The sequence below is a fragment of the Rhodococcus sp. PSBB066 genome, from assembly GCF_017068255.1.
Lineage (GTDB): Bacteria > Actinomycetota > Actinomycetes > Mycobacteriales > Mycobacteriaceae > Rhodococcus > Rhodococcus aetherivorans.
The window spans coordinates 261,751-286,477 of record NZ_CP070859.1 but is presented as its reverse complement, the minus strand read 5'-3'; the positions used below and the strand labels follow the sequence as shown (position 1 = coordinate 286,477).

24 protein-coding genes are annotated in these 24,727 nt (G+C 71.6%); 16 read left to right on the top strand and 8 right to left on the bottom strand.

Annotated elements, in window-relative coordinates:
- Positions 1 to 8: 8 nt before the first annotated feature.
- Positions 9 to 683 carry a Crp/Fnr family transcriptional regulator gene (locus JYA75_RS01360; RefSeq protein WP_003935274.1) on the bottom strand — a complete coding sequence of 225 codons (675 nt, stop codon included), beginning with the start codon at positions 681 to 683 and terminating at the stop codon, positions 9 to 11.
- A 198-nt stretch (positions 684 to 881) separates the two neighbouring features.
- The gene (locus tag JYA75_RS01355) at positions 882 to 1,151 is read right to left on the bottom strand and encodes a hypothetical protein (RefSeq protein WP_029547213.1); all 270 of its coding nucleotides are present in this window, start codon (positions 1,149 to 1,151) and stop codon (positions 882 to 884) included.
- 72 nt (positions 1,152 to 1,223) lie between these two features.
- Here JYA75_RS01355 and nth point away from each other — a divergent pair, with 72 nt between their 5' ends.
- From nth to JYA75_RS01335, 4 genes are read left to right on the top strand one after another with little or no spacing between them, the layout of a single operon-like run.
- On the top strand, positions 1,224 to 2,018 hold the full coding sequence (nth, locus tag JYA75_RS01350) for an endonuclease III (RefSeq protein ID WP_203329610.1): 795 nt from the start codon (positions 1,224 to 1,226) through the stop codon (positions 2,016 to 2,018).
- A 4-nt stretch (positions 2,019 to 2,022) separates the two neighbouring features.
- Complete coding sequence (locus JYA75_RS01345; protein WP_043796633.1) at positions 2,023 to 2,679, top strand: TlpA disulfide reductase family protein; 657 nt, start codon at positions 2,023 to 2,025, stop codon at positions 2,677 to 2,679.
- Positions 2,676 to 3,374: a CoA pyrophosphatase gene (locus tag JYA75_RS01340; RefSeq protein WP_006945556.1), complete on the top strand. Its 699-nt coding sequence runs from the start codon at positions 2,676 to 2,678 to the stop codon at positions 3,372 to 3,374. Before JYA75_RS01345 ends, JYA75_RS01340 begins: the two co-directional genes overlap by 4 nt.
- The gene (locus JYA75_RS01335; protein ID WP_006945555.1) at positions 3,371 to 4,561 is read left to right on the top strand and encodes a MarP family serine protease; all 1,191 of its coding nucleotides are present in this window, start codon (positions 3,371 to 3,373) and stop codon (positions 4,559 to 4,561) included. The genes JYA75_RS01340 and JYA75_RS01335 overlap by 4 nt, the downstream gene beginning before the upstream one ends.
- A 12-nt stretch (positions 4,562 to 4,573) precedes the next feature.
- Here JYA75_RS01335 and JYA75_RS01330 read toward each other — a convergent pair whose 3' ends face one another.
- Genes JYA75_RS01330 through nhaA form a run of 3 tightly spaced genes read right to left on the bottom strand, consistent with a single transcriptional unit; the run spans position 4,574 to position 7,241 of the window.
- A complete protein-coding gene (locus tag JYA75_RS01330) occupies positions 4,574 to 5,518 on the bottom strand; it encodes an alpha/beta hydrolase (RefSeq protein ID WP_203329609.1) in 945 nt (314 codons plus the stop codon).
- Positions 5,519 to 5,526: 8 nt separating this feature from the next.
- The gene (locus JYA75_RS01325) at positions 5,527 to 6,027 is read right to left on the bottom strand and encodes a phage holin family protein (RefSeq protein WP_006945547.1); all 501 of its coding nucleotides are present in this window, start codon (positions 6,025 to 6,027) and stop codon (positions 5,527 to 5,529) included.
- Positions 6,024 to 7,241 (bottom strand): Na+/H+ antiporter NhaA, encoded by a 1,218-nt coding sequence (gene nhaA / locus JYA75_RS01320; RefSeq protein ID WP_029547217.1) that lies wholly within the window; start codon positions 7,239 to 7,241, stop codon positions 6,024 to 6,026. Before nhaA ends, JYA75_RS01325 begins: the two co-directional genes overlap by 4 nt.
- Before the next feature lie 196 nt (positions 7,242 to 7,437).
- Between nhaA and JYA75_RS01315 the strand changes: the two genes are divergently transcribed.
- Complete coding sequence (locus JYA75_RS01315) at positions 7,438 to 8,811, top strand: MFS transporter (RefSeq protein ID WP_161996310.1); 1,374 nt, start codon at positions 7,438 to 7,440, stop codon at positions 8,809 to 8,811.
- Positions 8,812 to 8,882: 71 nt separating this feature from the next.
- On the opposite strand, the gene acs is transcribed toward JYA75_RS01315, so the two are convergent.
- Positions 8,883 to 10,820 carry an acetate--CoA ligase gene (gene acs / locus JYA75_RS01310; protein WP_029547218.1) on the bottom strand — a complete coding sequence of 646 codons (1,938 nt, stop codon included), beginning with the start codon at positions 10,818 to 10,820 and terminating at the stop codon, positions 8,883 to 8,885.
- A gap of 204 nt (positions 10,821 to 11,024) precedes the next feature.
- Between acs and JYA75_RS01305 the strand changes: the two genes are divergently transcribed.
- Positions 11,025 to 11,777, top strand: a complete 753-nt coding sequence (locus tag JYA75_RS01305; RefSeq protein WP_185713948.1) for an oxidoreductase — start codon at positions 11,025 to 11,027, stop codon at positions 11,775 to 11,777.
- 409 nt (positions 11,778 to 12,186) lie between these two features.
- Here the strand turns inward: JYA75_RS01305 and JYA75_RS01300 are convergent, their stop codons facing one another.
- Complete coding sequence (locus tag JYA75_RS01300; protein WP_006941337.1) at positions 12,187 to 13,029, bottom strand: HAD-IB family hydrolase; 843 nt, start codon at positions 13,027 to 13,029, stop codon at positions 12,187 to 12,189.
- 378 nt (positions 13,030 to 13,407) lie between these two features.
- On the opposite strand from JYA75_RS01300, the gene ssd reads away from it, so the two are divergent.
- From ssd to JYA75_RS01265, 7 genes are read left to right on the top strand one after another with little or no spacing between them, the layout of a single operon-like run.
- The gene (ssd, locus tag JYA75_RS01295; protein ID WP_006941338.1) at positions 13,408 to 14,481 is read left to right on the top strand and encodes a septum site-determining protein Ssd; all 1,074 of its coding nucleotides are present in this window, start codon (positions 13,408 to 13,410) and stop codon (positions 14,479 to 14,481) included.
- On the top strand, positions 14,478 to 15,650 hold the full coding sequence (locus JYA75_RS01290; protein ID WP_050036261.1) for a TadA family conjugal transfer-associated ATPase: 1,173 nt from the start codon (positions 14,478 to 14,480) through the stop codon (positions 15,648 to 15,650). Before ssd ends, JYA75_RS01290 begins: the two co-directional genes overlap by 4 nt.
- Entirely contained in the window at positions 15,647 to 16,447 is an 801-nt protein-coding gene (locus JYA75_RS01285; protein ID WP_006941346.1) for a type II secretion system F family protein, read from the top strand. The genes JYA75_RS01290 and JYA75_RS01285 overlap by 4 nt, the downstream gene beginning before the upstream one ends.
- A complete protein-coding gene (locus JYA75_RS01280) occupies positions 16,411 to 17,049 on the top strand; it encodes a type II secretion system F family protein (protein WP_029547221.1) in 639 nt (212 codons plus the stop codon). Before JYA75_RS01285 ends, JYA75_RS01280 begins: the two co-directional genes overlap by 37 nt.
- 42 nt (positions 17,050 to 17,091) lie before the next feature.
- Positions 17,092 to 17,295: a DUF4244 domain-containing protein gene (locus JYA75_RS01275; protein WP_006941350.1), complete on the top strand. Its 204-nt coding sequence runs from the start codon at positions 17,092 to 17,094 to the stop codon at positions 17,293 to 17,295.
- Between the two features lie 17 nt (positions 17,296 to 17,312).
- A complete protein-coding gene (locus JYA75_RS01270; protein ID WP_072634213.1) occupies positions 17,313 to 17,627 on the top strand; it encodes a TadE family type IV pilus minor pilin in 315 nt (104 codons plus the stop codon).
- A complete protein-coding gene (locus tag JYA75_RS01265) occupies positions 17,624 to 17,968 on the top strand; it encodes an Rv3654c family TadE-like protein (RefSeq protein WP_203329608.1) in 345 nt (114 codons plus the stop codon). Before JYA75_RS01270 ends, JYA75_RS01265 begins: the two co-directional genes overlap by 4 nt.
- Positions 17,969 to 17,977: 9 nt before the next feature.
- Here the strand turns inward: JYA75_RS01265 and JYA75_RS01260 are convergent, their stop codons facing one another.
- A complete protein-coding gene (locus JYA75_RS01260; RefSeq protein WP_161996313.1) occupies positions 17,978 to 20,323 on the bottom strand; it encodes a DEAD/DEAH box helicase in 2,346 nt (781 codons plus the stop codon).
- Between the two features lie 391 nt (positions 20,324 to 20,714).
- Between JYA75_RS01260 and JYA75_RS01255 the strand changes: the two genes are divergently transcribed.
- The 3 genes from JYA75_RS01255 (at position 20,715) to topA (ending at position 24,698) form a co-directional block, all read left to right on the top strand.
- Entirely contained in the window at positions 20,715 to 20,918 is a 204-nt protein-coding gene (locus JYA75_RS01255; protein ID WP_003935252.1) for a cold-shock protein, read from the top strand.
- A gap of 129 nt (positions 20,919 to 21,047) precedes the next feature.
- Positions 21,048 to 21,635 carry a hypothetical protein gene (locus tag JYA75_RS01250; protein WP_029547224.1) on the top strand — a complete coding sequence of 196 codons (588 nt, stop codon included), beginning with the start codon at positions 21,048 to 21,050 and terminating at the stop codon, positions 21,633 to 21,635.
- A gap of 135 nt (positions 21,636 to 21,770) precedes the next feature.
- Positions 21,771 to 24,698: a type I DNA topoisomerase gene (topA, locus tag JYA75_RS01245; RefSeq protein ID WP_203329607.1), complete on the top strand. Its 2,928-nt coding sequence runs from the start codon at positions 21,771 to 21,773 to the stop codon at positions 24,696 to 24,698.
- The last annotated feature ends 29 nt before the right edge of the window (positions 24,699 to 24,727 follow it).

Sequence of the window (24,727 nt, the reverse complement as noted above, 5' to 3'; positions counted from 1 at the left end):
AACGGGTGTTACCGCGCGCGGCGGGCGAGGCGCTCCGAGTCGGAGATGAGCACGCTCTTGCCCTCGAGCCGCAGCCAGCCGCGGTGGGCGAAGTCGGCGAGCGCCTTGTTCACGGTTTCGCGGGAGGCGCCGACGAGCTGTGCGATCTCCTCCTGGGTCAGGTCGTGCGTGACGCGCAGCGCGCCCGCCTCCTGGGTGCCGAACCGCTGCGCGAGCTGCAGCAGAGCCTTCGCGACGCGACCGGGCACGTCGGTGAAGATCAGGTCGGCCAGGTTGTTGTTGGTGCGGCGCAGACGGCGCGCGAGCACGCGCAACAGCTGCTCCGCGATCTCCGGGCGCTGGTCGATCCAGGCCTTGAGGGCGTCGCGGTCCATGCTCACGGCGCGGACCTCGGTCACGGTCGTGGCGGTGGAGGTACGCGGGCCCGGGTCGAAGATCGACAGCTCACCGAACATGTCGGACGGGCCCATGATGGTCAGCAGGTTCTCGCGGCCGTCCGGCGAGCGGCGGCCGAGCTTCACCTTGCCGGAGACGATGATGTACAGGCGGTCGCCCGGCTCACCCTCGTTGAAGATGACATGTCCGCGGGGGAAATCGACCGGCTGAAGCTCTTTGACCAGCGCCGCAACCGCCGAGGGTTCGACTCCTTGGAAGATGCCTGCTCTGGCCAGGACGTCGTCCACGTGCGCTCCTTTGGGGAATATTCTCGTCGTCATGCTGCCGGGTCTGCACGACGTCCACGGGCGCCCGGACAGGCCACCTGCAACGCGTACGGAAACGAAGTCTACTGTGCGCGCACTCGGCATGAGTGATTGACACCACGACAGCTGCCGTGCCGTTCCTGCAGCAACGCCCACGCATCCTACCGATGCGTCCCGAAATCAGCTCGCGCGGCGCGCTCCCATGTCGGACTCCGCATCGTCGAGCTCCATGACGAGGACCCGCCGCCGACGGCGGTGGAACCGGGCGAGAGCGTGGGGGAATCCCTCCCTGGCCAGGGTGGCGACGTCGTCGTGGCTCGCCTTGTCGAGGAACTCCTCGACCTCCTGCTGGCGAACGGACAGACGGCTCAGCCGGGACTCGACCCGCTCCATCGCCAATGCGAACAGCATGAGCAGCACGGGGAAGAGTACGACAGCAAGAGCTTGCATACCGGGAAGTAAACACAAGAAAGGTCTCAGAAGCGACACAGCGCCGAATCCGCGACCGGCCGGGTACGTACAGTGGAGCAGGTGCATGCGACCCCGTCCGAGAGTCCCGACGTGCGCCGACGACGCGTGTCCGGAGGCGAGCGGAAACCCGAGAGCAGGCTCGCCCTGGTGCGGCGGGCCCGCCGCATGAACCGGCGGCTCGCCGAGGCGTTCCCTCACGTGTACTGCGAACTCGACTTCACCACGCCGCTCGAGCTGGCGGTCGCCACGATCCTGTCCGCGCAGTGCACCGACGTGCGGGTCAACCAGGTCACCCCGGCTCTGTTCGCCCGCTACCCGGACGCCCGCGCCTACGCGGAGGCCGACCGGGCCGAGCTCGAGGAGTACATCCGGCCCACCGGTTTCTACCGCAACAAGGCCAACTCCCTGATCGGCCTCGGACAGGCCCTGCTCGAGCGGTTCGACGGCGAGGTACCGGGCCGCCTCGAGGATCTCGTCACACTTCCCGGATTCGGCCGCAAGACCGCCAACGTGGTCCTCGGCAACGCGTTCGACATCCCCGGCATCACCGTCGACACCCACTTCCAGCGTCTCGTGCACCGCTGGAAGTGGACCGAGGAAACCGACCCCGTCAAGATCGAACACGCCGTCGGCGCGCTCGTCGACCGCAAGGAATGGACCCTGCTCTCGCACCGGGTGATCTTCCACGGCCGGCGCGTCTGCCACGCCCGCAAACCCGCCTGCGGCATCTGCGTGCTGGCCAAGGACTGCCCGTCCTACGGCATCGGACCCACCGACCCCGTGACCGCCGCCGCGCTGGTGAAGGGACCGGAGACCGAGCACCTGCTCGAACTGGCCGGACGGTGACCCGGTGCAACTGACCCGCGCAGGCCGCTGGAGCCTGGTGGCCCTCGTCGTCGTGGTGGCCCTGATCGTCGCGATCTGGCCCCGCGACGCCGACGACCCGGCGCCGGCCGCCGACGGTGGTCGCCCGACCGCGGCGCCGGTGGACCGCCGCGCCCAGGACACCCCCGAATCCCTCGCGCCGCTGCGTGCCGCGGCGGCGCTCGAGCCCTGCCCGGCCCCGGCCGGGAACGGGGCCGGGCCCCTCGCGGGGTTGCGGTTCGAGTGCCTCGGCGACGGCAGCAGCGTCGATCTGGCCGCCGCGCTCGCGGGCCGGCCCGCGCTGGTGAACCTGTGGGCCTGGTGGTGCGGGCCGTGCGCCGAGGAACTGCCCTACCTGCAGGAGTACGCGCAGCGTGCCGGTGACGCGGTTGCGGTCGTCACCGTCCACACCGACCCCAACGAGGCCAACGCCCTGTCCCGGCTCGCCGAGTACGCCGTACGGCTGCCGGGGGTGCAGGACGGGTCCGCGCGCGTGCAGGCAGCGGTGCAGTCGCCACCCGTGCTGCCGGTGACGGTGCTGATCCGGCCCGACGGTTCCGTCGCGAAGGTGCTGCCTCAGCCGTTCCGCAGCGCCGACGACGTCGCCGCAGCCGTGGAGAACCACCTGGGGGTGAAGGTATGACGCCGTACTGGCTGCGCCGCGTGTCCACCGTGGCGCCGAGCGATCCGCACCAGGTCAACCCGGTGCTCGACCGCCGCGCACCGAACGGGTTCACCGTCCGTCCGGCGGCCGTGCTCGTGCTGTTCGGTGGCTCGTCCGAACCCGATCCCCTCGCGCGGGGCGGTCTGCCCGCCGACGCGGATGTCCTGCTCACCCAGCGGGCGCCGACGATGCGTCAGCACAGCGGGCAGGTCGCCTTCCCGGGTGGCGCCGCCGACCCGGAGGACGACGGCCCGATCGCGACCGCGCTGCGCGAGGCGCAGGAGGAGACGGGCCTCGACCCCGCCGGCGTCCGTCCGCTGACGGTGCTGCCCGAGATCTTCATCCCACCGTCGGGGTTCGACGTCACCCCGGTGGTCGCCTTCTGGGAGAAGCCCACCCCCATCGGGGTGGTCGATCCCCGCGAGGCCGTCCGGGTGGTGCGGGTCTCTCTGCACGACCTGCTCGATCCGGACAACCGCTTCCAGATCCGGCACGAGCGCGGCTACCAGGGACCGGCTTTCCTCGTGGACGACATGCTCGTGTGGGGGTTCACGGCGGGGATCCTGGCGGGCCTGTTCGCGGTGTCGGGCTGGGAGATCGAGTGGGACCACACCGACATCCGTGACTTCGAGGTCACGCTCGCCGAGCTCGAGACAGGGGTGGTCGAACCGTGACACCGTCCGGATGGATCGACGTGCTCATCCTGCTGGTCGTGCTCGTGGCCGCGTCGTCGGGCCTGCGACAGGGTGCGGTGGCGTCTGCGCTGGCGTTCCTCGGCGTGGTGCTCGGCGCGGTCGCCGGCATCCTCATCGCCCCGCACGTGCTCGTGCACGTCGAGGAGGGACGGATGCGGATCCTCGCCGGGATTGCGCTCATCGTCGTGCTCGTCATCATCGGCGAGGTCGCGGGCATGGTGCTCGGCCGGGCGGCACGGAGCAACATGCACAGCCCCGTCGCGCGGGGCGTCGACAGCGTGGTCGGGGCCGGTCTGCAGGCCGTGGCGGTGCTGGTCGCGGCGTGGCTGCTCGCGATTCCGCTCACCGCGTCGTCGCAACCGGAGATCTCGGCCGCCGTACGCGGCTCCCGGGTGCTGGCCACGGTCGACGTGCTGGCCCCGGACTGGCTGCGCGGCGTCCCCAAGGAGTTCTCGGCGCTGCTCGACACCTCGGGCCTGCCGGAGGTGATCGGGCCGTTCGGCCGCACGCCCATCACCGAGGTGGAGCCGCCGGACCCGAGCGTGCTCGCCAGTCCCGTCGCGCTCGACCTGCACCCGAGTGTGCTGCGCATCAACGGCGTCGCGCCGAGCTGCCAGCGTGCGCTCGAGGGATCCGGGTTCGTCGTCGCGCCCGAACGCGTCATGACCAACGCGCACGTCGTCGCCGGCACGTCGGCGGTGTCGGTGGAGACGCTCGGTGGGGCGCTCGACGCCGAGGTCGTGCTCTTCGATCCCGCCGTCGACGTCGCGATCCTCTCGGTGCCGGGACTCGACGTGGCGCCGCTCGCGTTCGCGCCCGCGCCCGCCGATTCGGGTCAGGACGCCCTCGTCCTCGGATATCCCGGCGGGGGCCCGTACACGGCGAGCGCCGCACGGATCCGGGAGACACTCGACCTGCAGGGGCCGGACATCTACCGCTCCGGCACCGTCGAACGGGAGGTGTACACCGTCCGCGGTTCGATTCGTCAGGGCAACTCCGGCGGGCCGCTCGTCGACGATCAGGGCCGGGTGCTCGGCGTCGTGTTCGGCGCGGCCGTGGACAACAGCGATACCGGGTTCGTGCTGACCGCGGCGGAGGTGAGCAGTCAGCTGGAGCTGGCCGACGATTCCTTCGCGGCGGTGGCGACGGGTACGTGCATCGCCTGAGCCGGGGCGTCCCTACAGTCCGGCGGCGAAGTCGAGCAGCGCGGCGGTCACGTCGTCGGCGCATTCCTGGTGGGCGTAGTGCCCGGCGTCGTCGATCATGAGCAGTTTCCGGCCTGGAGCGTGGCGTACGCACCGGCGCACGGTCGCCGGCACCACGTACGGGTCCAGCGTGCCGTGCAGTTGCAGGACCGGCAGGGTCAGCGTCTTGTCCATCGCGGCCATGAACCGGCGTCCGTCCGGCCGCCATTGGCTGCGGAACGCCCAGCGCTGGTACTCGAGCGTGCAGTGCGCGGTGCCGGGAATCCGGATGGCCGACCGCATCCGCTCCGCGACCTCCCGGAATTCGTCCGACTGCTGCCACCGCGCGCCGGAACGGGCCTGCAGCAGTCGTTCGATCTCCCACCCGTCGTCGCGCACGAGCTTGCGTTCGGGCCGCCACGGCACCTGGTAGGCGAGGAACGTGGGCAGCAGCGCCGACCGCTGCGCGCGGTCGTGCAGCGCCGCGTCCCGCAGCGAGATCGGGTGCGGCGAGTCCACGAGGGCGATCGCCCGGACGAGCCGCGGGTGCAGCACGGCCGTCGCCCAGCACACCAGGCCTCCGTCGGCGTGTCCGATCAGCGTCGCCTCGGAGCAGCCGAGGGCGCGGATGAGGCCGGCGACGTCGCCCGACAGGGTCCAGCCGTCGTAGCCGCGCGGCGGCTTGTCGGAGTCACCGTAGCCGCGCAGGTCCACGGCGACGGCGCGGTATCCGGCGTCCGCGAAGGCGGTGAGCTGGTGGCGCCACGACCACCACAGGTCGGCGAACCCGTGCAGGAACAGCGCCAGCGGCGCGTCGGGGCCGGACGGGCCGGCCTCGACGGCGTGCAGGCGGATGCCGTTGGCGTGGATGTCGCGGTGCGTCCACGGCCCGGGGTACCGGACCGTGGACGGATCGGGGAGGGACACGGTGCCCTGCATGTGGAGGGTCAGCGCGCGTGCCGGGGGCCCGGTGCCGGCTCCGCGTCGTGCTGCTGCGGCAGGACGGTACGGGCCTGCCTGAGCGAGTCGATGGTCTTCTCCGGGGCGCGCAGCTTGCGCACCCGCAGGTAGCCGATCAGGGCGAAGATCGCCGTGACCACGACCATGATGAGGAAGACGATCAGGAACGCCAGCCAGCGGGGCGTCCAGATGTCGATCAGTTCGGCGAGGAAGAAGAAGAAGAAGAACGAGCTGAACACCAGGACCGCGAAGGCCAGGATGAAGAACAGGCTGCCCTGCAGGCCCTTCTTCACCTCCCCGGTGACCTCGGCCTTGGCGAGTTCGACCTCGGCGCGGAACAGCGTCGAGACCTGTGCCGTGGCATCGCGGACCAGGTCTCCGATGCTCGCTTCCTGAGGAGTGCGGGCGCGCACCTCGGTCAGCGGAATGGACGAGATGCTCGTCGGTACCCCGTCACCCTGCTTCCGGTTCCCGTTCGTCACGCTCAATTGTCGACCCCTCCAGTTGGTTCGTATTGACTACGGTGGGCTCGCCCACGCCGTAACAGTAGCGTCGATCCCAGCACCGAGGCGATCAGTGACGTGACGAGGACGGACGCCTTCGCGATCTCCGCGGGCGCCCCGCCGTCGATACCGGCGAGCGAGAGGTCGGCGATGAGCAGGCTCACGGTGAATCCGATGCCTCCGAGCACGGCGAGTGCCAGCAGGTCCTGCCACGCCAGCCCGGTCGGCCTGGTGGCCACGCCCACGCGGATCGCGAGCCAGGACGCGCCGAAGATGCCGACGGTCTTGCCGATCAGCAGGCCCAGCAGGACGGACAGGCCCACCGGGCTGGTGAACACGTCACCGAGGACCTCACCGTTGATGGGGACGCCGGAGGCGAACAGCGCGAACAGGGGCACACACAGGCCGGCGGACCAGGGCTGGATGTCGTGGGCGAGCCGTTCGGCCGGTGCCTGCCGCTCGCCCGGGTCGGTGCGGACGCGGGTGAGCAGGCCCAGTACGACGCCCGCGATGGTGGCGTGGATGCCGGCCTCGTGCATGCCGTACCAGGTGAGCAGCGCCAGTGGGACATACAGCCACGAGGTCGTGATCCGCTTGTGCTGGGCGTACCAGTAGGCGGCGGCGCACGCGACGGTCCCGAGCAGCCACAGTGCCGCGATGGACGTGGTGAACAGGACGGCGATCAATGCGATTCCGATGAGGTCGTCGACGACGGCGAGGCTGAGCAGGAAGACGCGCGCGCCGGTGGGGATGCGGGAACCGGTGAGGGCGAGGACTCCGAGTGCGAAAGCGATGTCGGTGGCGACGGGGATCGCCCAGCCGCGGTCCATGCCCGGGCTGCCCCACCCGACCGCGGCGGCGATGAGCGCCGGGAGCAGCACGCCGCCGCACGCGGCGATGACCGGCAGCAGGGCTCTCTTACGGTCCGCCAGTTCACCGACGACCAGCTCGCGTTTGAGCTCGAGTCCGGCGACGAAGAAGAACACGGCGAGCAGGCCGTCCTGCGCCCAGGTGCCGACGGTGAGGTTCAGGTGCAGTGATTCCGGCCCGAGGGGGAAGTCGCGCAGCGCCTCGTAGGCGGGTCCGAGCGGGGAATTGACCCACAGCACGGCCACGGCGGCGGCGACCAGGAGGATCGCGCCACCGACGGTCTCGGTACGCAGGTACCGGGTGAGTTCCGAGCGCAGTGGCTGGTTCACGGAGGCCTTTCGATTCGCGAATTCGGGGTACGCGGGGAGCGCCGCCGAACGGACGTCCCGGCGTATCCCGGCACGAATCGTAGCCGTCGCCGACCCGAACGACCGATGTCCGATTTGATTCGCTCGGGAAAGGAAGTGTTCACTTTCCTAGCAACTGGGATCGATTCCCATCATGTGATTCTCTGGAGCTGGTTTCGTGAGCACTTCCCTCGACAACACCGCCGGCCGGGACGGATCGCTGGTCGCGGGAGTACCGCGCAGCCGCATCATCGTCGCGAGCACCGTCGGCACCTCGATCGAGTTCTACGACTTCTACATCTATGCGACCGCCGCCGTGTCGGTGTTCCCGCACCTGTTCTTCCCGAAGGGCAACGGCACCACCGCCCTGCTCGCCTCGCTCGCGACGTTCGGCCTCGCGTTCGTCGCCCGGCCGGTCGGCTCGATCCTGTTCGGCCACTTCGGGGACCGCATCGGCCGCAAGGCCACCCTCGTCGGCTCGCTGCTGACGATGGGCATCGCGACGTTCCTCATCGGAATCCTGCCCACGTACCACCAGGTGGGACTGCTGGCCCCCGCACTGCTCGCACTGATGCGCTTCTGCCAGGGCCTCGGCCTCGGCGGCGAATGGAGCGGCGCGGCGCTGCTGGCCACCGAGACCGCCGAGAAGGGCAAGCGGGCCTGGGCCGCCATGTGGCCCCAGTTGGGCGCGCCGATCGGATTCTTCCTGGCCAACGGCCTGTTCCTGATCATCACGCTGTTCCTGAACCACGACAACGCCGACCCCGACCTGGGCAGCGCGTTCCTGACGTGGGGCTGGCGGATCCCGTTCCTGCTCAGCGCCGTGATGGTGATCATCGGCCTCTACGTGCGGCTCAAGCTGGAGGAGACCCCGGTGTTCGCCCAGGCCGTCGCCGAGGGCAAGAAGGTCAAGACGCCACTGGCCGAGGTGTTCAGGACGAGCTGGCGTCAGCTGATCATCGGCACGTTCGTGATGCTCGCGACGTACACCCTCTTCTACATCATGACGACCTGGGTGCTCAGCCACGGCACCGGCAAGACCCCCGCCCAGGGCGGCACCGGCGCCGGCTTCCAGTACTCGGACTTCCTGGTGCTCCAACTCGTCGCCGTGCTGTTCTTCGCGGCCGCGATCCCGGTGTCCGGTCGTCTCGCCGATCGCCACGGCCGCCGCATCACGCTGCTGGTCATCACCGGAACCATCATGGCGTTCGGCCTGACCTTCGGGATCCTGCTCGCCCCGGAGGGCATGAGCGAACCGCGCATGCTCCTGTTCCTGATCATCGGCATGATCCTCATGGGCTTCACCTTCGGCCCCATGAGCGCGGTGCTGCCCGAACTGTTCCCGACCAACGTGCGCTACACCGGTTCGGGCATCGCCTACAACGTCTCGAGCATCCTCGGCGCGGCCGTCGCCCCGTTCATCGCGACGTGGCTCGCCACCACCTACGGCGTCGGCTGGGTGGGTGTGTACCTGCTGGTGGCCGCCGCGCTGACCTTCGTCGCGCTGCTCGTGATGCACGAGACCAAGGACCGCCACCTCGAGGAGGTGTAGGGCCGCTTCGGGGCCGGTGCGTCCTTCGGGCGGCTACGACAACCCGAAGGACGCACCGGCCGCTCCGCTGCCTACTTGCCCTGGGCGCGGATCGCCTCGAAGACCTTCGGGTCGACCAGGGTGGAGGTGTCGCCGAGTTCGCGGCCCTCGGCGACGTCGCGCAGCAGGCGGCGCATGATCTTGCCGGAGCGGGTCTTGGGCAGTTCCGGCACGATCGAGATCTGCCGGGGCTTGGCGATCGGGGAGATCTCGGTGGAGACCTGGTTGCGCAGCTCGGTGATGAGCTGATCGCCGGTGTTGGTCACGCCCTCGCGCAGGATGACGAACGCGACGATGCCCTGGCCGGTGGTCTCGTCGGCGGCACCGACGACGGCGGCCTCGGCGACGGCCGGGTGCCCGACGAGCGCGGATTCGACCTCCGAGGTCGAGATCCGGTGTCCGGAGACGTTCATGACGTCGTCGACGCGGCCGAGGACCCACAGGGCCCCGTCCTCGTCGTAGCGGGCGCCGTCGCCGGCGAAGTACCAGCCCTCCTCGGCGTACCGGGACCAGTAGGTGTCCTTGTAGCGGTCCATGTCGCCCCAGATGCCGCGCAGCATCGACGGCCACGGCTGATCGAGCACCAGGTAGCCGTTGCCGCCGGCCCCCAGCGGCACGGCGTTGTCGTCGACGATCTTGGCGGAGATGCCGGGCAACGGCGCCATCGCCGATCCCGGCTTGGTGGCGGTGATGCCCGGCAGCGGCGAGATCATGATCGCGCCGGTCTCGGTCTGCCACCAGGTGTCGACGATCGGGGCCTGGCCGGCGCCGATGACCTCCCGGAACCAGCGCCACGCCTCGGGATTGATCGGCTCGCCGACCGAGCCCAGCAGCCGGATCGAGGACAGGTCGTGCGCGTCGGGGATGTCCCGGCCCCACTTCATGAAGGTGCGGATCAGGGTCGGGGCGGTGTAGTAGATGCTCACCCCGTACTTTTCGATGATCTCGAAGTGCCGGTGCTCGTTCGGCGAGTTCGGGGTGCCCTCGTAGACGACCTGGGTCGCGCCGTTGCTCAGCGGCCCGTACACGATGTAGCTGTGCCCGGTGACCCAGCCGATGTCGGCGGTGCACCAGTACACGTCGCGGCCGGGCTTGTGGTCGAACACGTAGTGGTGGGTGTAGGAGGCCTGCGTCAGGTAGCCCCCGGAGGTGTGGATGATGCCCTTGGGCTTACCGGTGGTGCCCGAGGTGTAGAGGATGAACAGCGGGTGCTCGGCGTCGAACGGCTGCGCCTCGTGCTCGGCGGAGGCCTTGTCGACCGTCTCGTGCCACCACAGATCGCGTCCCTCGGTCCAGTCGACGTCGATGCCGGTGCGCTTGACCACCAGCACGTGCTGCACCGACGCCGCATCGGCGACAGCTTCGTCGGCGGCCGGCTTGAGCGGGGCGGCCTGACCGCGGCGCCACTGCCCGTCGACGGTGACGACGAGTTTGGCCTGCGCGTCGTCGATGCGCGAGCGCAGCGCGTGCGAGGAGAACCCGGCGAAGACCACCGAGTGGGTCAGGCCGAGGCGGGCGCAAGCCAGCATCGCCACGATCGCCTCGGGGATCATCGGCATGTAGATCGCGACCCGGTCGCCGGCGACCAGGCCCAGGTCGGTGAAGGTGTTCGCCGCCTTGCACACCTCGGCGAGCAGATCGTTGTAGGTCAGCGCGCGCGAATCGCCGGGCTCGCCCTCGAAGTGGATGGCGACGCGGTCCCCGTTGCCGGCGAGGACATGCCGGTCGACGCAGTTGTAGGCGACGTTGAGCTGCCCGCCGACGAACCACTTCGCCACCGGCGCGTCGGACCAGTCCAGCACCTCGGACCACTCGGTGGCCCAGTCCAGCCGCTGCGCCTGCGTCGCCCAGAATCCGAGCCGGTCGGCGTCTGCGGCGGCCTGCAACTCGGGACCGGCGTTGGCGGTGGCGACGAACTCGGGGCTCGGTGGGTACACCTGCTGTTCGTGGTCCTGCGCTGCGCTCGTCATGGTTGCGGGGCCTCTTTCCGGTCGGTCCAAACAGTTCGGGCACCTGTGAGGGTAGTCACCTGTGACCGACATCGCACCGTTGCATCCGGCTGCAACCTGGTCACTTTCGACAATCGGTCGGTCCCGCGCGACGGGCGGTCGGCCTCCGCGGCCAGTGGAACCGCGGGCGCGGGTGGTCGGCAACAGCCGGTACCGTCGGATGCCGTGACCGACCCCTTGCAGCCCCTGCTCGACCTGCCCGGAGTGCGCGATGCCGCGGACCGGGCGCGCGATGCCCTCGCCGAGGTGCACCGGCACAGGACCAACCGGCGCGGCTGGCCGAACACCGCCGCCGAGGCGTCGGTTCGGGCGGCCCGGGCCTCCGCCGCGCTCGATGGCGGATCGATGGAGCTGCCGCCGCCGGGGGAGGCGGGTGATCCGATCCTGGCCGGTGCGCTGCGGGTGGCGCAGGCGCTCGACGGCGACGGCCTGGCCGTCATGGTGTCCACCTGGCAGCGCGCGCCCCTGCAGGCCCTTGCGCGCCTGCACCTGCTCGCGGCGGCCGACCTCGTCGACGAGTCGGAGGCGCTGGGCCGGCCTCGCACGGAACCGGGCGTGGGGGAGCGGCTCGACGCGCTCGCCCAGTTGGTGACCGGAGGCACCCGGGCGCCGGCGCCGGTGCTGGCCGCGGTGGTGCACGGCGAGCTGGCGGTGCTGCGCCCGTTCGGTGTCGCCGACGGCGTGATCGCCCGGGCGGCGTCCCGCCTCGTGTCGGTCGCGAGCGGGCTGGACGTGCACAATCTCGGTGTTCCCGAGGTGAGCTGGATGCGTCGCGCCCAGGTCTACCGCGACGGGCTCGCGGGCTTCGAGTCGGGCACCGCGGAGGGCGTCGGGGGTTGGATCGTCTTCTGCTGCGGCGGGCTGGAAGCGGGCGCGCGCGAGGCGACATCGATCGCGGACGCCTTCGCCGGAGGATGATCCGGAGCGTGAATCGTCAAGCGTGTCACCGATTTTCATGCAGGTGACCACATGTAAGCGGGCGACGTCGCCGAATGACTTCGGTGGCGTCGCCCGCCGGCACGGACTGCCGAGTTACCAAGCGTGCTGCATGGGTTGTGTGTCACTGGCCTCGGCGAGGGTTCGGATATCGCTGGTTCGTCCTCGCAACGGGTGCGGGGTGTTCGCCTTCGAAGACCCGAATCTCGCAAGCCCACAACACTTTTGCCCTTATAGTGGCATCGGCTCCGCGTGGGTGCTCGGTGTCCGTGCTGGGAATTCCGGTCGGGAGATCGAACCTTCTCTTCCGATTCGCTCTTGGCCTTCCGTCCTTCCGTAACTCCTTTCTACTCCCGGTCTCCGAGGGGGGCAAGTCCCATTTTCGGGACCGTCACCCGCGCGCCGCGAACCCCGGCCGGTGCCGCCGGCGCAGCGCGAGGTACGTCGCCGCGCCCGCCGCCACCGCGCCCGCCGTGATCGCGGCCGTCGCGGCGACGGCGGCCGGCGGCGTCGCGGTGAGACGATGCAGGAGCGGCACAGGACGCGTGAAAGTAAGTATCGGCCAACCATTTTCGAGGGATTCTCGACGCAGCACCCGATCCGGGTTCACCGCGCGCGGATGGCCCACGGCCCGCAGCATCGGAATGTCCGTCGACGAGTCGGAGTACGCGTAGCAACGTGCGAGATCGTAACCGTACTGCAGCGCCAGTGCCTGTATCGCCTCCGCCTTGGCCTCGCCGTAGCAGTAGAACTCTAGCTCTCCGGCGTAGCGGCCCTCCTCGATCCGCATCCGGCTGGCGGTGCTGTGCGTCGCCCCCAGTGCCGCCGCGATGGGAGTGACCACCTCCTCCCCGGACGCGGACACGATGATCACGTCGTGCCCGCGGAGCTTGTGGTCCGCGATGAGATCGGCGGCCTCGGCGAAGACCAGAGGATCCACGATATCGTGCAGCGTCTCGGCGACGATCGACTTGATCTGCTCGACATCCCAGCCCGTGCACATCGCCGCGATGTGGGCCCGCATGCGCTCCACCTGATCGTGGTCGGCCCCGGACAGCATGAACAGGAACTGGGCATAGCTGCTCTTCAGCACCGCCCGCCGGTTGAGGAGTCCCTGGGCGAAGAACGGCTTGCTGAAGGCGAGTGCGCTGGACTTCGCGATGACGGTCTTGTCGAGGTCGAAGAAGGCGGCGATTCGGCCGGACTGGGTCGGGGCCACGGTCGCGTCGGTCACGGCACCACAATAGGTGTGACTGCTCCTTCCCGGTACGCCCTGCGCTCCGGCCGGTCGTCCGGCCCCTCCACCTGCGCAAAACCCGCGACGGTCGAACCTGCACACTGCGTGAAATGCGCGACGGTTGAACTTGCAAATATCGGGTCGGGGCGTAGTATCGACGACACCTGGACATAGTCCAGGGGGTGTTCAGCCCGACCCCCCGGGGCTGAACATGACGACCCTCGCCTCCTCCCCCCCCTGGCGAGGGTCGTCCTCTGTTCCGGGACCTTTCGGAGCCCGGCGCGTTCATCCACAGGCAGCGCGTTCATCCACAGATTCGCCGGTTCCCCCGGCAGCTGCTTCCGGGGCGCCCAGCCACCGCGCAAGCTGGGCGCCATGACCGATGTCCTGGCCCTCGTCGACGATCCCGCGCTGATGGCGAGCCTGCGTCGCGTGGCGGCCGCCTCCGACCGCACGGTCGGTGAGACGGTGACGACACCGTCGCGCAGAACCTGGCTCGACGCCGGACTCGTCGTGATCGACCGCACCGCGGCCCTGGCATGCGCGCAGCAGCTCCCCCGGCGGGGCGGAATCGTCCTGGTCACCGCCGGCGGCGCCGACCTCCCCGATTGGCAGGCGGCCACCGCGGTCGGCGCCGAACACGTGGTGGGGCTGCCCGACGACGAGGTCGAACTGCTCACCGTGCTCGGCACGGCCGCCGAGCCCGACGCGGGCGGCGGCCACGTCGTCGCTGTCCTCGGCGGCTGCGGCGGCGCCGGCGCGTCCACGTTCGCAGCCGCCCTGGCATGGACGGTCGCCGCCTTCCGGCGCAGTGCGGGAGCCCTCCTCGTCGACGGCGACCCCCTGGGCGGGGGACTGGACGTCCTCACCGGAATCGAGGACCGGCCGGGTGTCCGCTGGCCCGGTCTCACCGTCGATCGTGGCCGTCTCTCCGCCCGGACCCTGCGCGATGCGGTGCCCGAATGGCTGCCGGGACTCGGCGTGCTGTCCGCAGATCGCGAGTCCGCCGCAGAGCCGGCGCCCGCCGCGGTCACCGCCGTGCTCGACACCGTCCGCCGCTCCGGCGACCTGGTGGTGTGCGACGTGCCCCGCAGCCGCGGGCCCGCCGCCGAGGCGATGGTGGCCGCCGCCGACCTGACCGTGCTGGTGGTGCCCGCCCGCGTCCGCGCCGCCCTCGCCGCGGGGCGGGTCGCCGGCTGGGTCGCCGAACAGAACACCAATCAGGGCATCGTCGTGCGCGGCCCGGCCCCCGGCGGGTTGCGCGGCCGGGACGTTGCCGACGTGGTGGGGCTGCCGCTGATCACCACGATGCGCGCGCAGCCCGGGCTCGCCGCGGCGCTCGAACGCGGCGGACTGCGGCTCGGACGGCGCTCTCCACTCGTCCACGCCGCCGAGTCCGTCCTCGACGTGCTGACCGGACCCGAACCGGGCTCGCGGTGGGCGGCATGAGCGCCGTCCTCACCGCCGAGCTGCTCGACCGGGTCCGCGAACGGCTCGCGACCGAGGCCGGCGAACCCACGCCGGACCGCGTCGCCGCCGCGCTGCGTGCGGAGTCCGGCGGGGTTCTCGGCGACTTCGACCTGCTCACGGCCCTGCGGCACCTGCAGACCGAGCTCTCCGGCGCCGGCCCGCTCGAAGCGCTGCTCGCCGAGCCCGGCGTCACCGACGTCCTCGTCACCGCCCCGGACCGGGTCTGGGTCGACCGCGGCGCCGGGCTGCGGCTCGCTCCCGTCGCCTTCCCCGACGAGGCGTCGGTGCGGCGACTCGCCCAGCGCCTCGCGCTGTTCGCCGGACGGCGCCTCGACGACGCGCAGCCGTGGGTCGACGGCCGGCTGCCAGGGCACGGCGATTTCGGGGTGCGCCTGCACGCCGTCCTCGCACCCGTCGCGCAGGGCGGCACCTGCCTGTCGCTGCGCGTGCTGCGGCCCGCCACCCAGGGGCTCGACGCGCTGCGTGATCGCGGCGCCGTCGATCCGCACGCCTATCGGCTGCTGCGACGGATCGTCGCCGCCCGGCTCGCCTTCCTCGTCGTCGGGGGCACCGGGGCAGGCAAGACCACCCTGCTCGCGGCACTGCTCGGCACGGTGGACCCGGGCGAGCGGATCGTGTGCGTCGAGGACGCCGCCGAGCTCGCTCCCGCACATCCCCACGTCGTGCGGCTCGTCGCCCGGGCCGCCAACGTCGAAGGCGTCGGTGAGGTCGCGGTGCGCGACCTCGTGCGGCAGGCGCTGCGGATGCGGCCCGACCGCATCGTCGTCGGCGAGGTGCGCGGCGCCGAGGTCGTCGATCTTCTGACGGCACTGAACACCGGTCACGACGGCGGCGCGGGCACGGTGCACGCCAACTCGCCGGACGAGGTGCCGGCGCGGCTCGAAGCGCTCGCCGCACTCGGCGGCCTGGACCGGGCCGCCCTGCACAGCCAGCTCGTCGCGGCGGTGCAGGTGGTTCTGCACGTGCACCGCACCCCCGACGGGACCCGCCGGCTGACGGAGATCGGTGTCGTGCAGCGGGACACCGTGTCGGGTGTCGTCGTCGCGCCCGCGTGGACCCACGAGCGCGGCACGGAGGCCGGCATGGACCGACTCGAAGAGCTCTTCCGCCGACGGGAACCGCGGTGACCGCGGCGGCCCTGTGCCTGGCCGCGGCCGTGCTGGTGGCGCCGGGTGCGGTCGCCACGCCGCGGCTGCGGGCACTGCGCACGACGGTCGCCGCCGGACGGTCGTGGCGGCCGCCGCAGGAGGTGACGGTCGGGCTGTGCGTCCTCCCGGCGCTGCTGCTCGGCGTCGCGCCCGCCGTCGCGGCGGCGGTCGTCGCCGGCACCGCCGTGCGACGGCTGCGGCGACGGCGCCGGGACCGCGCACTCGACGCCGAGCAGCGGACCCTGCTCGCCGGGCTCGAAACCGTTGTCGCCGAGCTCGAGGTGGGCACCCATCCGGCCGAGGCGTGCGCGACGGCGGCGCGGGAGACGACCGGGCCGACTGCCGACGCCTTCCGCGTCGCGGCGGCGCGGGTCCGGCTCGGCGGCAGCGCGGCCGACGGCCTGCGCGCCGCGGCCCGCGCGCCGGGACAGTCGGGGCTCGCCGCGTCGCTCGAGCGGCTCGCCGCGGCCTGGGAGGTGTCGGACCGGCACGGGCTGGCGCTGGCGCAACTCCTCACGGCCGCGCGCTCGGATCTGTCCGGCCGCATGCGGCTGCGCTCGCGCACCGAGGCGGGACTGGCGGGGGCCCGCGCGACGGCGACGGTGCTCGCGGCCCTTCCGGCGCTCGGTGTGGCGCTGGGGCAGATGATGGGGGCCGCGCCGGTGACGGTGCTGCTCGGCGACGGTCTCGGTGGTGTGTTGCTGGTGGTGGGCACCGTGCTGGCGTGCGCCGGGCTGCTGTGGACCGATCGGATCGCGACGCGGGTGGCATCGTGACGGCGTCGCTGGTGTGCCTTGCCGTGGCGCTCGTGATCCTGCCGGACCTGCAGGCGCGACGGTTGCAGGCCCTCGCCGCCGGGGCTGCGACGTCCGGCGGAGCGGCCGACTCCGGCGGTGCGCCGGACGACCCCCATGCCGTGCCCGCCGCGTTCGACCTGATGGCCGCCTGCCTGCGTGCCGGCCTGCCGACGGCGACGGCGGCCCGGGCGGTCGCCGACTCGGCGCCGCCGGCCCTCGCACGGGCCCTGCGTCGGGGCGCGGACCGGCTCGAGCTCGGGGCCGCCCCGACGGACGCGTGGAGCGGTCTCGGGGCCGCGACCTCGGACGGCTCCGGCGCCGAGACGGAGGCGCTGGAGGCCTTCGCCCGCGCGGCGCGGCGATCGGCGCGGTCCGGTGCCCCGCTGTCGGGCATCGTCGCCGAGGTGGCGGAGCGGCAGCGCGAACAGGCGGAGGACCGGGCGGCTGCGGCCGTCGAGCGTGCCGGGGTCCTGGTCAGCGGCCCGCTCGGGCTGTGTTTCCTGCCGGCGTTCGTATGCCTGGGCATCGTGCCCGTCGTGATCGGGCTCGCGGGACGCGTGCTCGGCGACGGGCTGTTGTGAGACGTCGGCGCGGACGGTCCGCGCCGAAGGAGGGGAGGAACCATGGTAGGCAACGTGATTCGGGCGGCGGCGCAGCGGCTGAGCGGTGCCGTCGCGGCGGAGGACGGCATGTCCACCGCGGAGTACGCGATCGGCACGATCGCCGCGGCGGCGTTCGGTGCCGTGCTGTACACGGTGGTCACCGGCGACAACATCGTCACCGCGCTCACCGGCATCGTCGAGCGCGCGCTGAACACGGCGGTGTGAGCGGGGACGACGGCGGGGTGACCGTCGAGGCGGCGATCGCCCTCACCACGCTGGTGAGTGTTCTCGTGCTGTGTCTCGGTGCGGTGCTGTGTGTTTCGAATCAGCTCCGGTGTCAGGACGCGGCGCGGGAGGCCGCCCGGCTCGCGGCTCGCGGCGACGGGGTGCGAGCGGTGGAGGTGGCGGCGCGGGTCGCTCCGGAGGGCGCACGGATCTCCGTGCGCCCCGACGGTGACCTCGTCGTGGCGACGGTGACGGCGGACGGTCCGCTGCTGCCGATGGTGACGCTCACGGCGGAGGCGGTATCCGTGATCGAACCGGAAGTGGCGCAGTGACATTCGGGGACGACCGGGGTAGTGCGAGCGTGCTGGGGTGTTTCGTCGCGGTCGCGCTGATCGTGGTCACCGGGCTGCTCGTGCAGACGGGGGCGGGGGTCGCGACGCGGCACCGGGCGCAGGCGGCGGCCGACCTGGCGGCCCTGGCGGTGGCCGGTGCGCTCGATCGCGGATCGGACACCGCATGCTCGGAGGCGGACCGGATCGCGGCGCGGATGCGGGTGCAGGTGCGCTCGTGCACCGTCGACGGCTGGGACGCCGTCGTCGAGGTCGCGGCCGAGGTGTCGCTGCCGGCTGGGCGGCAGGCCCGGGCGATCGCGCGGGCGGGGCCGGCCGGGTGAGACGCGAGGTCAGGCGAGGGTGTCGAGCACCGCGCCCAGCAACGCGACCGCGCCGGCCTTGTCGAGCGGGTCGTTGCCGTTGCCGCACTTGGGGGAGTACACGCACGACGGGCAACCGGCGGCGCATTCGCAGGCCGTCACGGCCGCGCGGGTTGCACCGAGCCACTCGGCGATGCGCGCGTACCCGCGGTCGGCGAAACCGGCGCCCCCGGGATGCCCGTCGTAGACGAAGACGGTGGGCAGCCCGGTGTCCGGGTGCACCGCGGTGGACACGCCGCCGATGTCCCAGCGGTCGCACGTCGCCACGAGCGGCAGCAGGCCGATGGCGGCGTGCTCGGCGGCGTGCAGCGCGCCGGGTACCCGTTCCGGTCCGATCCCGCACCGGTCGAGCAGTTCGGGGGTGACGGTGTACATCACCGCGCGCGTCGGCAGGCACTGGGACGGCATGTCGAGGTCGGTGCTGTCGAGAACCTCGCCCGACGGCAGCCGTCGCAGGTACGAGACCACCTGGTGGGTCACCTCGACCTCGACGAGGCCTACGGTCACCGGCCCGAGCGAGCGCTGTTCCGCCACGGCGGTCACGACGATGTCGGTGATCTCCCGCGCGGAGGTGGACCATTCGGGGTCCTCGGCGTGCACGAGCGCGATCCCGTCGTCGAGGTGCAACTCGTCGACGACGAACGACTCGCCGCGGTGCAGGTACACCGCTCCCGGATGCGCGGTCGCCGGTGCGCGACCGCCGTCGACGGTGCCGAGCATCCGTCCGGTGTCCGACTCGACGATGGCGATCTGGGTGCCGATGCCGCCGCGGATGTCGATGTCGGAGTGGGGACGGGTGTCCGGGGTGACGAACCAGCCGTGCGGGCGCCGCCGGATCGCTCCCTGCGCGGCCAGGGCGGCGAGCACGTCGGCCGCACCGAACTCCTCGACCTCGGCGTCGGTGAGCGGCAGCTCGAGCGCGGCGCACAGCAGTTGCGGGCCGAGCACGTACGGATTGGTGGGATCGGTGACCGTCGCCTCGACGGGCTTGTCGAGCAGCGCCGCCGGATGGTGCACGAGGTAGGTGTCGAGCGGATCGTCGCGGGCGACGAGCACGACCAGCGATCCCGCACCGCGGCGCCCGGCCCGGCCGGCCTGCTGCCAGAACGACGCGACGGTGCCCGGGAATCCGGCGACGACGACGGCGTCCAGGCCGGCGATGTCCATGCCGAGTTCCAGGGCGTTGGTGCTGGCGGCACCGAGCAGCCGGCCGTCCGCCAGGGCCGCCTCGAGCTCGCGGCGCTCCTCGGCGAGGTAGCCGGCGCGGTAGGCGGCGACCCGATCGACGAGCTCGGGGGCGGCCTCGGCGAGCAGCCGCTGCGCACCGAGCGCGGTGAGTTCGGCACCGCGCCGGGACCGCACGAAGGCGAGGGTGCGGGCACCCTCGACGACGAGGTCGGCGAGGATGCGGGCGGCCTCGGTTCCGGCGGCGCGGCGCACGGGGGCACCGTTCTCGCCGGTCACCTGCTCGAGCAGCGGCGGCTCCCACAGCGCGACGGTGCGAGGTCCGTGCGGGGAGCCGTCCTCGGTCACCTCCCGGCAGGGCGCGCCGACGAGCCGGGACGCCGCGGCGCCGGGGTCGGCGGTCGTGGCGGAGGCGAGGACGAAGACCGGCCGGGCGCCGTAGCGCGCGGCGATCCGCCGCAGCCGGCGCAGCACCAGGGCCACGTTGGAGCCGAAGACGCCGCGATAGGAGTGACACTCGTCGACCACCACGTAGCGCAGCCGGCGGAAGAACCGGGACCAGCGGGCGTGCCCGGGCAGCATCGACATGTGCAGCATGTCGGGGTTGGTGAAGATCCACCGTGAGTGGCTGCGCGCCCACTGCCGCAGTTCGGTGGAGGTGTCGCCGTCGTAGGCGCACGCGTGCACGTGACCGAGTTCGGGCTCGGCGGCGGTCACCTCGGTGACGGCGCGCAACTGGTCCGCGCAGAGCGCCTTCGTGGGGGAGAGGTACAGCGCGGTGGCGTGCGGGTCCTCGGCGAGGGCGGTGAGCACGGGTAGCTGGTAGGCGAGGGACTTGCCCGAGGCGGTGCCGGTGGAGACGACGACGTGCTCCCCGCCGGCGGCGAGGTCGGCGGCCTCTGTCTGGTGGCTCCACGGCCGGGGCACGCCGGTGGCGCGCAGAGCCCGGACGACGGCGTCGGACGCCCAGTCCGGCCAGTCGGTGTGGCGAACGTCGCGGGCGGGCAGGTCCGCGCTGTGGGTGAGGGGATGTTCCGAGGCCGGCGTGCCGGCAAGCACCCGTTCGAGCAGTTCGTGGCCGAAGCTCGACGGCCCGTCGCCGACGGGACGGCGGTGCGGCGAGCTGGTCACACTGGGTACTCCGGAGGATGCGGTCGGGATGGGTAACCAGCGTAGTAGGCCATCGCTCCCGGCGTTCGGTCGGTGTCCGGTCGCGCGCGGGGTAACATCGACGTAACCGTACCGGCGAGTAATCCTGCCGTCGGCATATACAAGATCAAATTTTCGGGCGAATTGTGCGCCCGCCTACTGTTGTCTGCGCCCGGAACGTGGTTCACTGACATCGGTCGCAGCTTCTGTGTTCGGTGACTTGAGAAAGTGCACGGCTCGCAGGATCGATGGTTGCGAGCGCGGTGCTTTGCTCTTCCTGTGGGGGGATCAAGAAGTACAGCGGTCGGAACCGGCCCGGCGGCTCGCTCGCCCGCGAACCGCCGCATCCGGTGTTAGAAAGAGAAGGAAAAGCATGGCACAGGGCACTGTGAAGTGGTTCAACGCGGAGAAGGGCTTCGGCTTCATCGCTCCCGAGGACGGCTCCGCCGACGTTTTCGTCCACTACTCGGAGATCCAGGGCAGCGGCTTCCGCACCCTGGAGGAGAACCAGCGCGTGGAGTTCGAGGTCGGCCAGGGCACCAAGGGCCCGCAGGCCACCGGCGTTCGCGCGCTCTGATCGTCGACGCTCCTGCCGGAGCCTGACGTGACTCGGTCCGCAGGGACCGAATCCTCGATCGTCCCCCGTCACCATCGGTGAGGGGGGACGATCTGTTTCTGCGGCAGGTAGCGGAGGAAGGGCGGGTGAGTGAGCCAACTGTCGTTCTTCGGGGCCGAGGAGATGCCCCCGGACCCGACCGACCTCGGCGGCCTGCTGGCCGCGCACGGCCACGCGGTGGTCTCCGGTGACGGCGCACGGATCTCCGTGGTCGTGGACGAGCCGTGGCGGGCGGAGGCGATCGCGGAGCTGATGGCGCAGGCCGCGCTGTCCCCGGAGGTCACCCGGACGGACGAGGGACACCCCCTGGTGCGCACCGCCGCCCTACCGGAACTCGTCCCGGTGGCGGCCGCATGGACACGGGGTGCGGTGAAGGCGGTGCCGGCGGGATGGGTGCCGGGCTCGCGAGCTCTGCGGGCGTGGGTGCTCGCGGCCGGCCGCGCCGAGGCCGAGGGCGAGCGCTACGTGCTGGGGCTGGATCCGCATGCCCCGGACACCCACCCGGTGCTGGCCCAGTCGCTGATGCGCGCCGGGATCGCGCCGACGCTGATCGGCACGCGCGGCGCCGCACCGGGCCTGCGGGTGTCCGGGCGACGCAGGTTGATGCGTCTCGTCGAGAACATCGGGGCGCCGCCGGACGACGCCCGCGCGCGGCAGATCTGGCCGCGCGTGCGGTAGGCGCCGCATCACAGGTGACAGGCCTTCCGTCGCAGGTGTGCGACCCTGTGTATGGCCGCGTCCGGGGAACGGGTCGGTATACATGTCGGGGAGAAGCACGACATGTCAGCGAACAGGGAAGGTGCGGGCAGCGCTGTGGCAGCACGGGACAACAGCACGTCGAACGGCTCGTCGGGCACGCGTCGGCTCGTGATCGTCGAGTCCCCGACCAAGGCGAAGAAGATCGCGCCCTACCTGGGCCGGGACTACGTCGTCGAGGCCTCCGTCGGGCACATCCGTGACCTGCCGCGCGGTGCCGCCGACGTGCCGGCCAAGTACAAGGGCGAGTCGTGGGCCCGGCTCGGCGTGAACGTCGACCACGGCTTCGAGCCGCTGTACGTCGTCAGTCCCGAGAAGAAGTCCAAGGTCACCGAACTGAAGGGGCTGCTGAAGGACGCGGACGAGCTGTACCTCGCGACCGACCCCGACCGTGAGGGCGAGGCCATCGCCTGGCACCTGCTCGAGACCCTCAAGCCGAAGGTCCCGGTCCGCCGGATGGTGTTCCACGAGATCACCGAGCCGGCCATCCGGGCCGCCGCGGAACACACCCGCGACCTCGACAACAACCTCGTCGACGCCCAGGAGACCCGCCGCATCCTCGACCGCCTCTACGGCTACGAGGTCAGCCCGGTGCTGTGGAAGAAGGTCATGCCGCGGTTGTCGGCGGGCCGCGTGCAGTCCGTCGCCACCCGGGTCATCGTGCAGCGCGAACGCGAGCGCATGGCCTTCCGGTCCGCGACGTACTGGGACATCGCCGCCACGCTCGACGCCGGCGCCGACGCGAGCCCCCGCTCGTTCGGGGCCCGGCTCGTCGGTGTCGACGGCGCCCGCGTCGCGGCCGGCCGCGACTTCGGACCCGACGGGCAGCTCAAGTCCACCGGCGTCGTCGTGCTCGACGAGGCGTACGCGCGACGGCTCGCCGAGGCCCTGCACGGTGTCGACCTGACGGTGACGTCGGTCGAGAGCAAGCCGTACACCCGCAAGCCGTACGCGCCGTTCATGACGTCGACCCTGCAGCAGGAGGCGGGCCGCAAGCTGCGGTTCTCGTCAGAGCGCACGATGCGCATCGCGCAGCGCCTGTACGAGAACGGCTACATCACGTACATGCGTACCGACTCGACGACCCTGTCCGAGAGCGCGATCTCCGCCGCCCGGGCGCAGGCCACCGAGTTGTACGGCGCGCAGTACGTGCACGCCACCCCGCGGCAGTTCACCCGCAAGGTGAAGAACGCGCAGGAGGCGCACGAGGCGATCCGTCCGGCCGGCGACGTGTTCGCCACGCCCGGCGAGCTGCACTCGCGCCTCGACACCGACGAGTACCGGCTCTACGAGCTCATCTGGCAGCGCACCGTCGCCTCCCAGATGGCCGACGCGCGGGGCACCACCCTGACGCTGCGCATCACCGGCACCGCCGCGAGCGGCGAGGAGTGCACGTTCTCCTCGTCGGGCCGCACCATCACCTTCCCGGGCTTCCTCAAGGCGTACGTCGAGAGCGTCGACGAGGAGGCCGGCGGCCAGTCCGACGACGCCGAGTCCCGGCTGCCCAACCTGTCCGAGGGACAGCGCGTCACCGCGACCGAGCTCGATCCGGACGGCCACTCGACCAACCCGCCGGCCCGCTACACCGAGGCCAGCCTGATCAAGGCGCTCGAGGATCTCGGCATCGGCCGGCCGTCGACGTACGCGTCGATCATCAAGACCATCCTCGACCGCGGCTACGTCTACAAGCGTGGCAGCGCCCTGGTCCCGTCGTGGGTGGCGTTCGCGGTCATCGGGCTGCTCGAGGCGCACTTCGGACGCCTCGTCGACTACGGCTTCACCGCCGCCATGGAGGACGACCTCGACGAGATCGCGGGCGGCCACGAGCAGCGCACCGACTGGCTGACGAGCTTCTACTTCGGTGGTGCCCACGGCGCCGAGAACTCGGTGGCGCGCGAGGGCGGCCTGAAGAAGATGGTCGGAGAGAACCTCGAGGACATCGACGCCCGCGAGATCAACTCGATCCGGCTGTTCGACGACGCCGAGGGCCGGGAGATCCACGTGCGCGTCGGCCGGTTCGGCCCCTATCTCGAGCGGATGGTCCCCAATCCCGACTCCCCCGACGGGGAACCGGTCTCCCAGCGGGCGAACCTGCCCGACGACCTGCCGCCGGACGAGCTGACGCTCGAGTACGCGGAGAAGCTGTTCTCGACCCCGCAGGAGGGCCGGGTCCTCGGCGTCGACCCGGCCAGCGGCAACGAGATCGTCGCGCGGGAGGGCCGCTTCGGTCCGTACGTGACCGAGCTGCTGCGCGAACCGGAGCCGGAACCGGACATCACGCCCATCCCGGTCGAGGAGGCACCCTCGGCGGGCGGCACCGCGACTGGTGGTGGCACGGCCACCGTGACGAAGAAGGCCGCGAAGAAGGCGCCGGCGAAGAAGGCCGCCAAGAAGGCGGCCGGCCCCAAGCCGCGCACGGCCTCGCTGCTCAAGTCGATGGAACTGTCGACGGTGACGCTCGAGGACGCCCTGCGGCTGCTGTCGCTGCCGCGGGTGGTCGGGGTCGACCCCGCGACGGGCGAGGAGATCACCGCCCAGAACGGCCGCTACGGGCCGTACCTGAAGAAGGGCACCGACTCGCGGTCGCTGGCCGACGAGGAGCAGATGTTCACCGTCACCCTCGAGGAGGCGCTGAAGATCTACTCCGAGCCCAAGCGCCGCGGTCGGCAGGCCGCCGCCACGCCGCCGCTGCGGGAGCTGGGCACCGACCCGGTCAGTGGCAGCCCGATGGTGATCAAGGACGGGCGCTTCGGCCCATACGTCACGGACGGCGAGACCAACGCCAGCCTCCGCAAGGGCGACGAGGTCGACACCATCACCGACGAACGCGCCTCCGAGCTGCTCGCGGATCGTCGCGCCCGGGGCCCGGCGAAGAAGACCGCGAAGAAGACCGCGGCCAAGAAGGTTCCGGCCAAGAAGACGGCCGCCAAGAAGACCGCGGCAAAGAAGACGACCGCGAAGAAGGCCGCCGCGAAGAAGGAGTGACCCTCCCCGGAGCGGCGGCCTATCCTCGC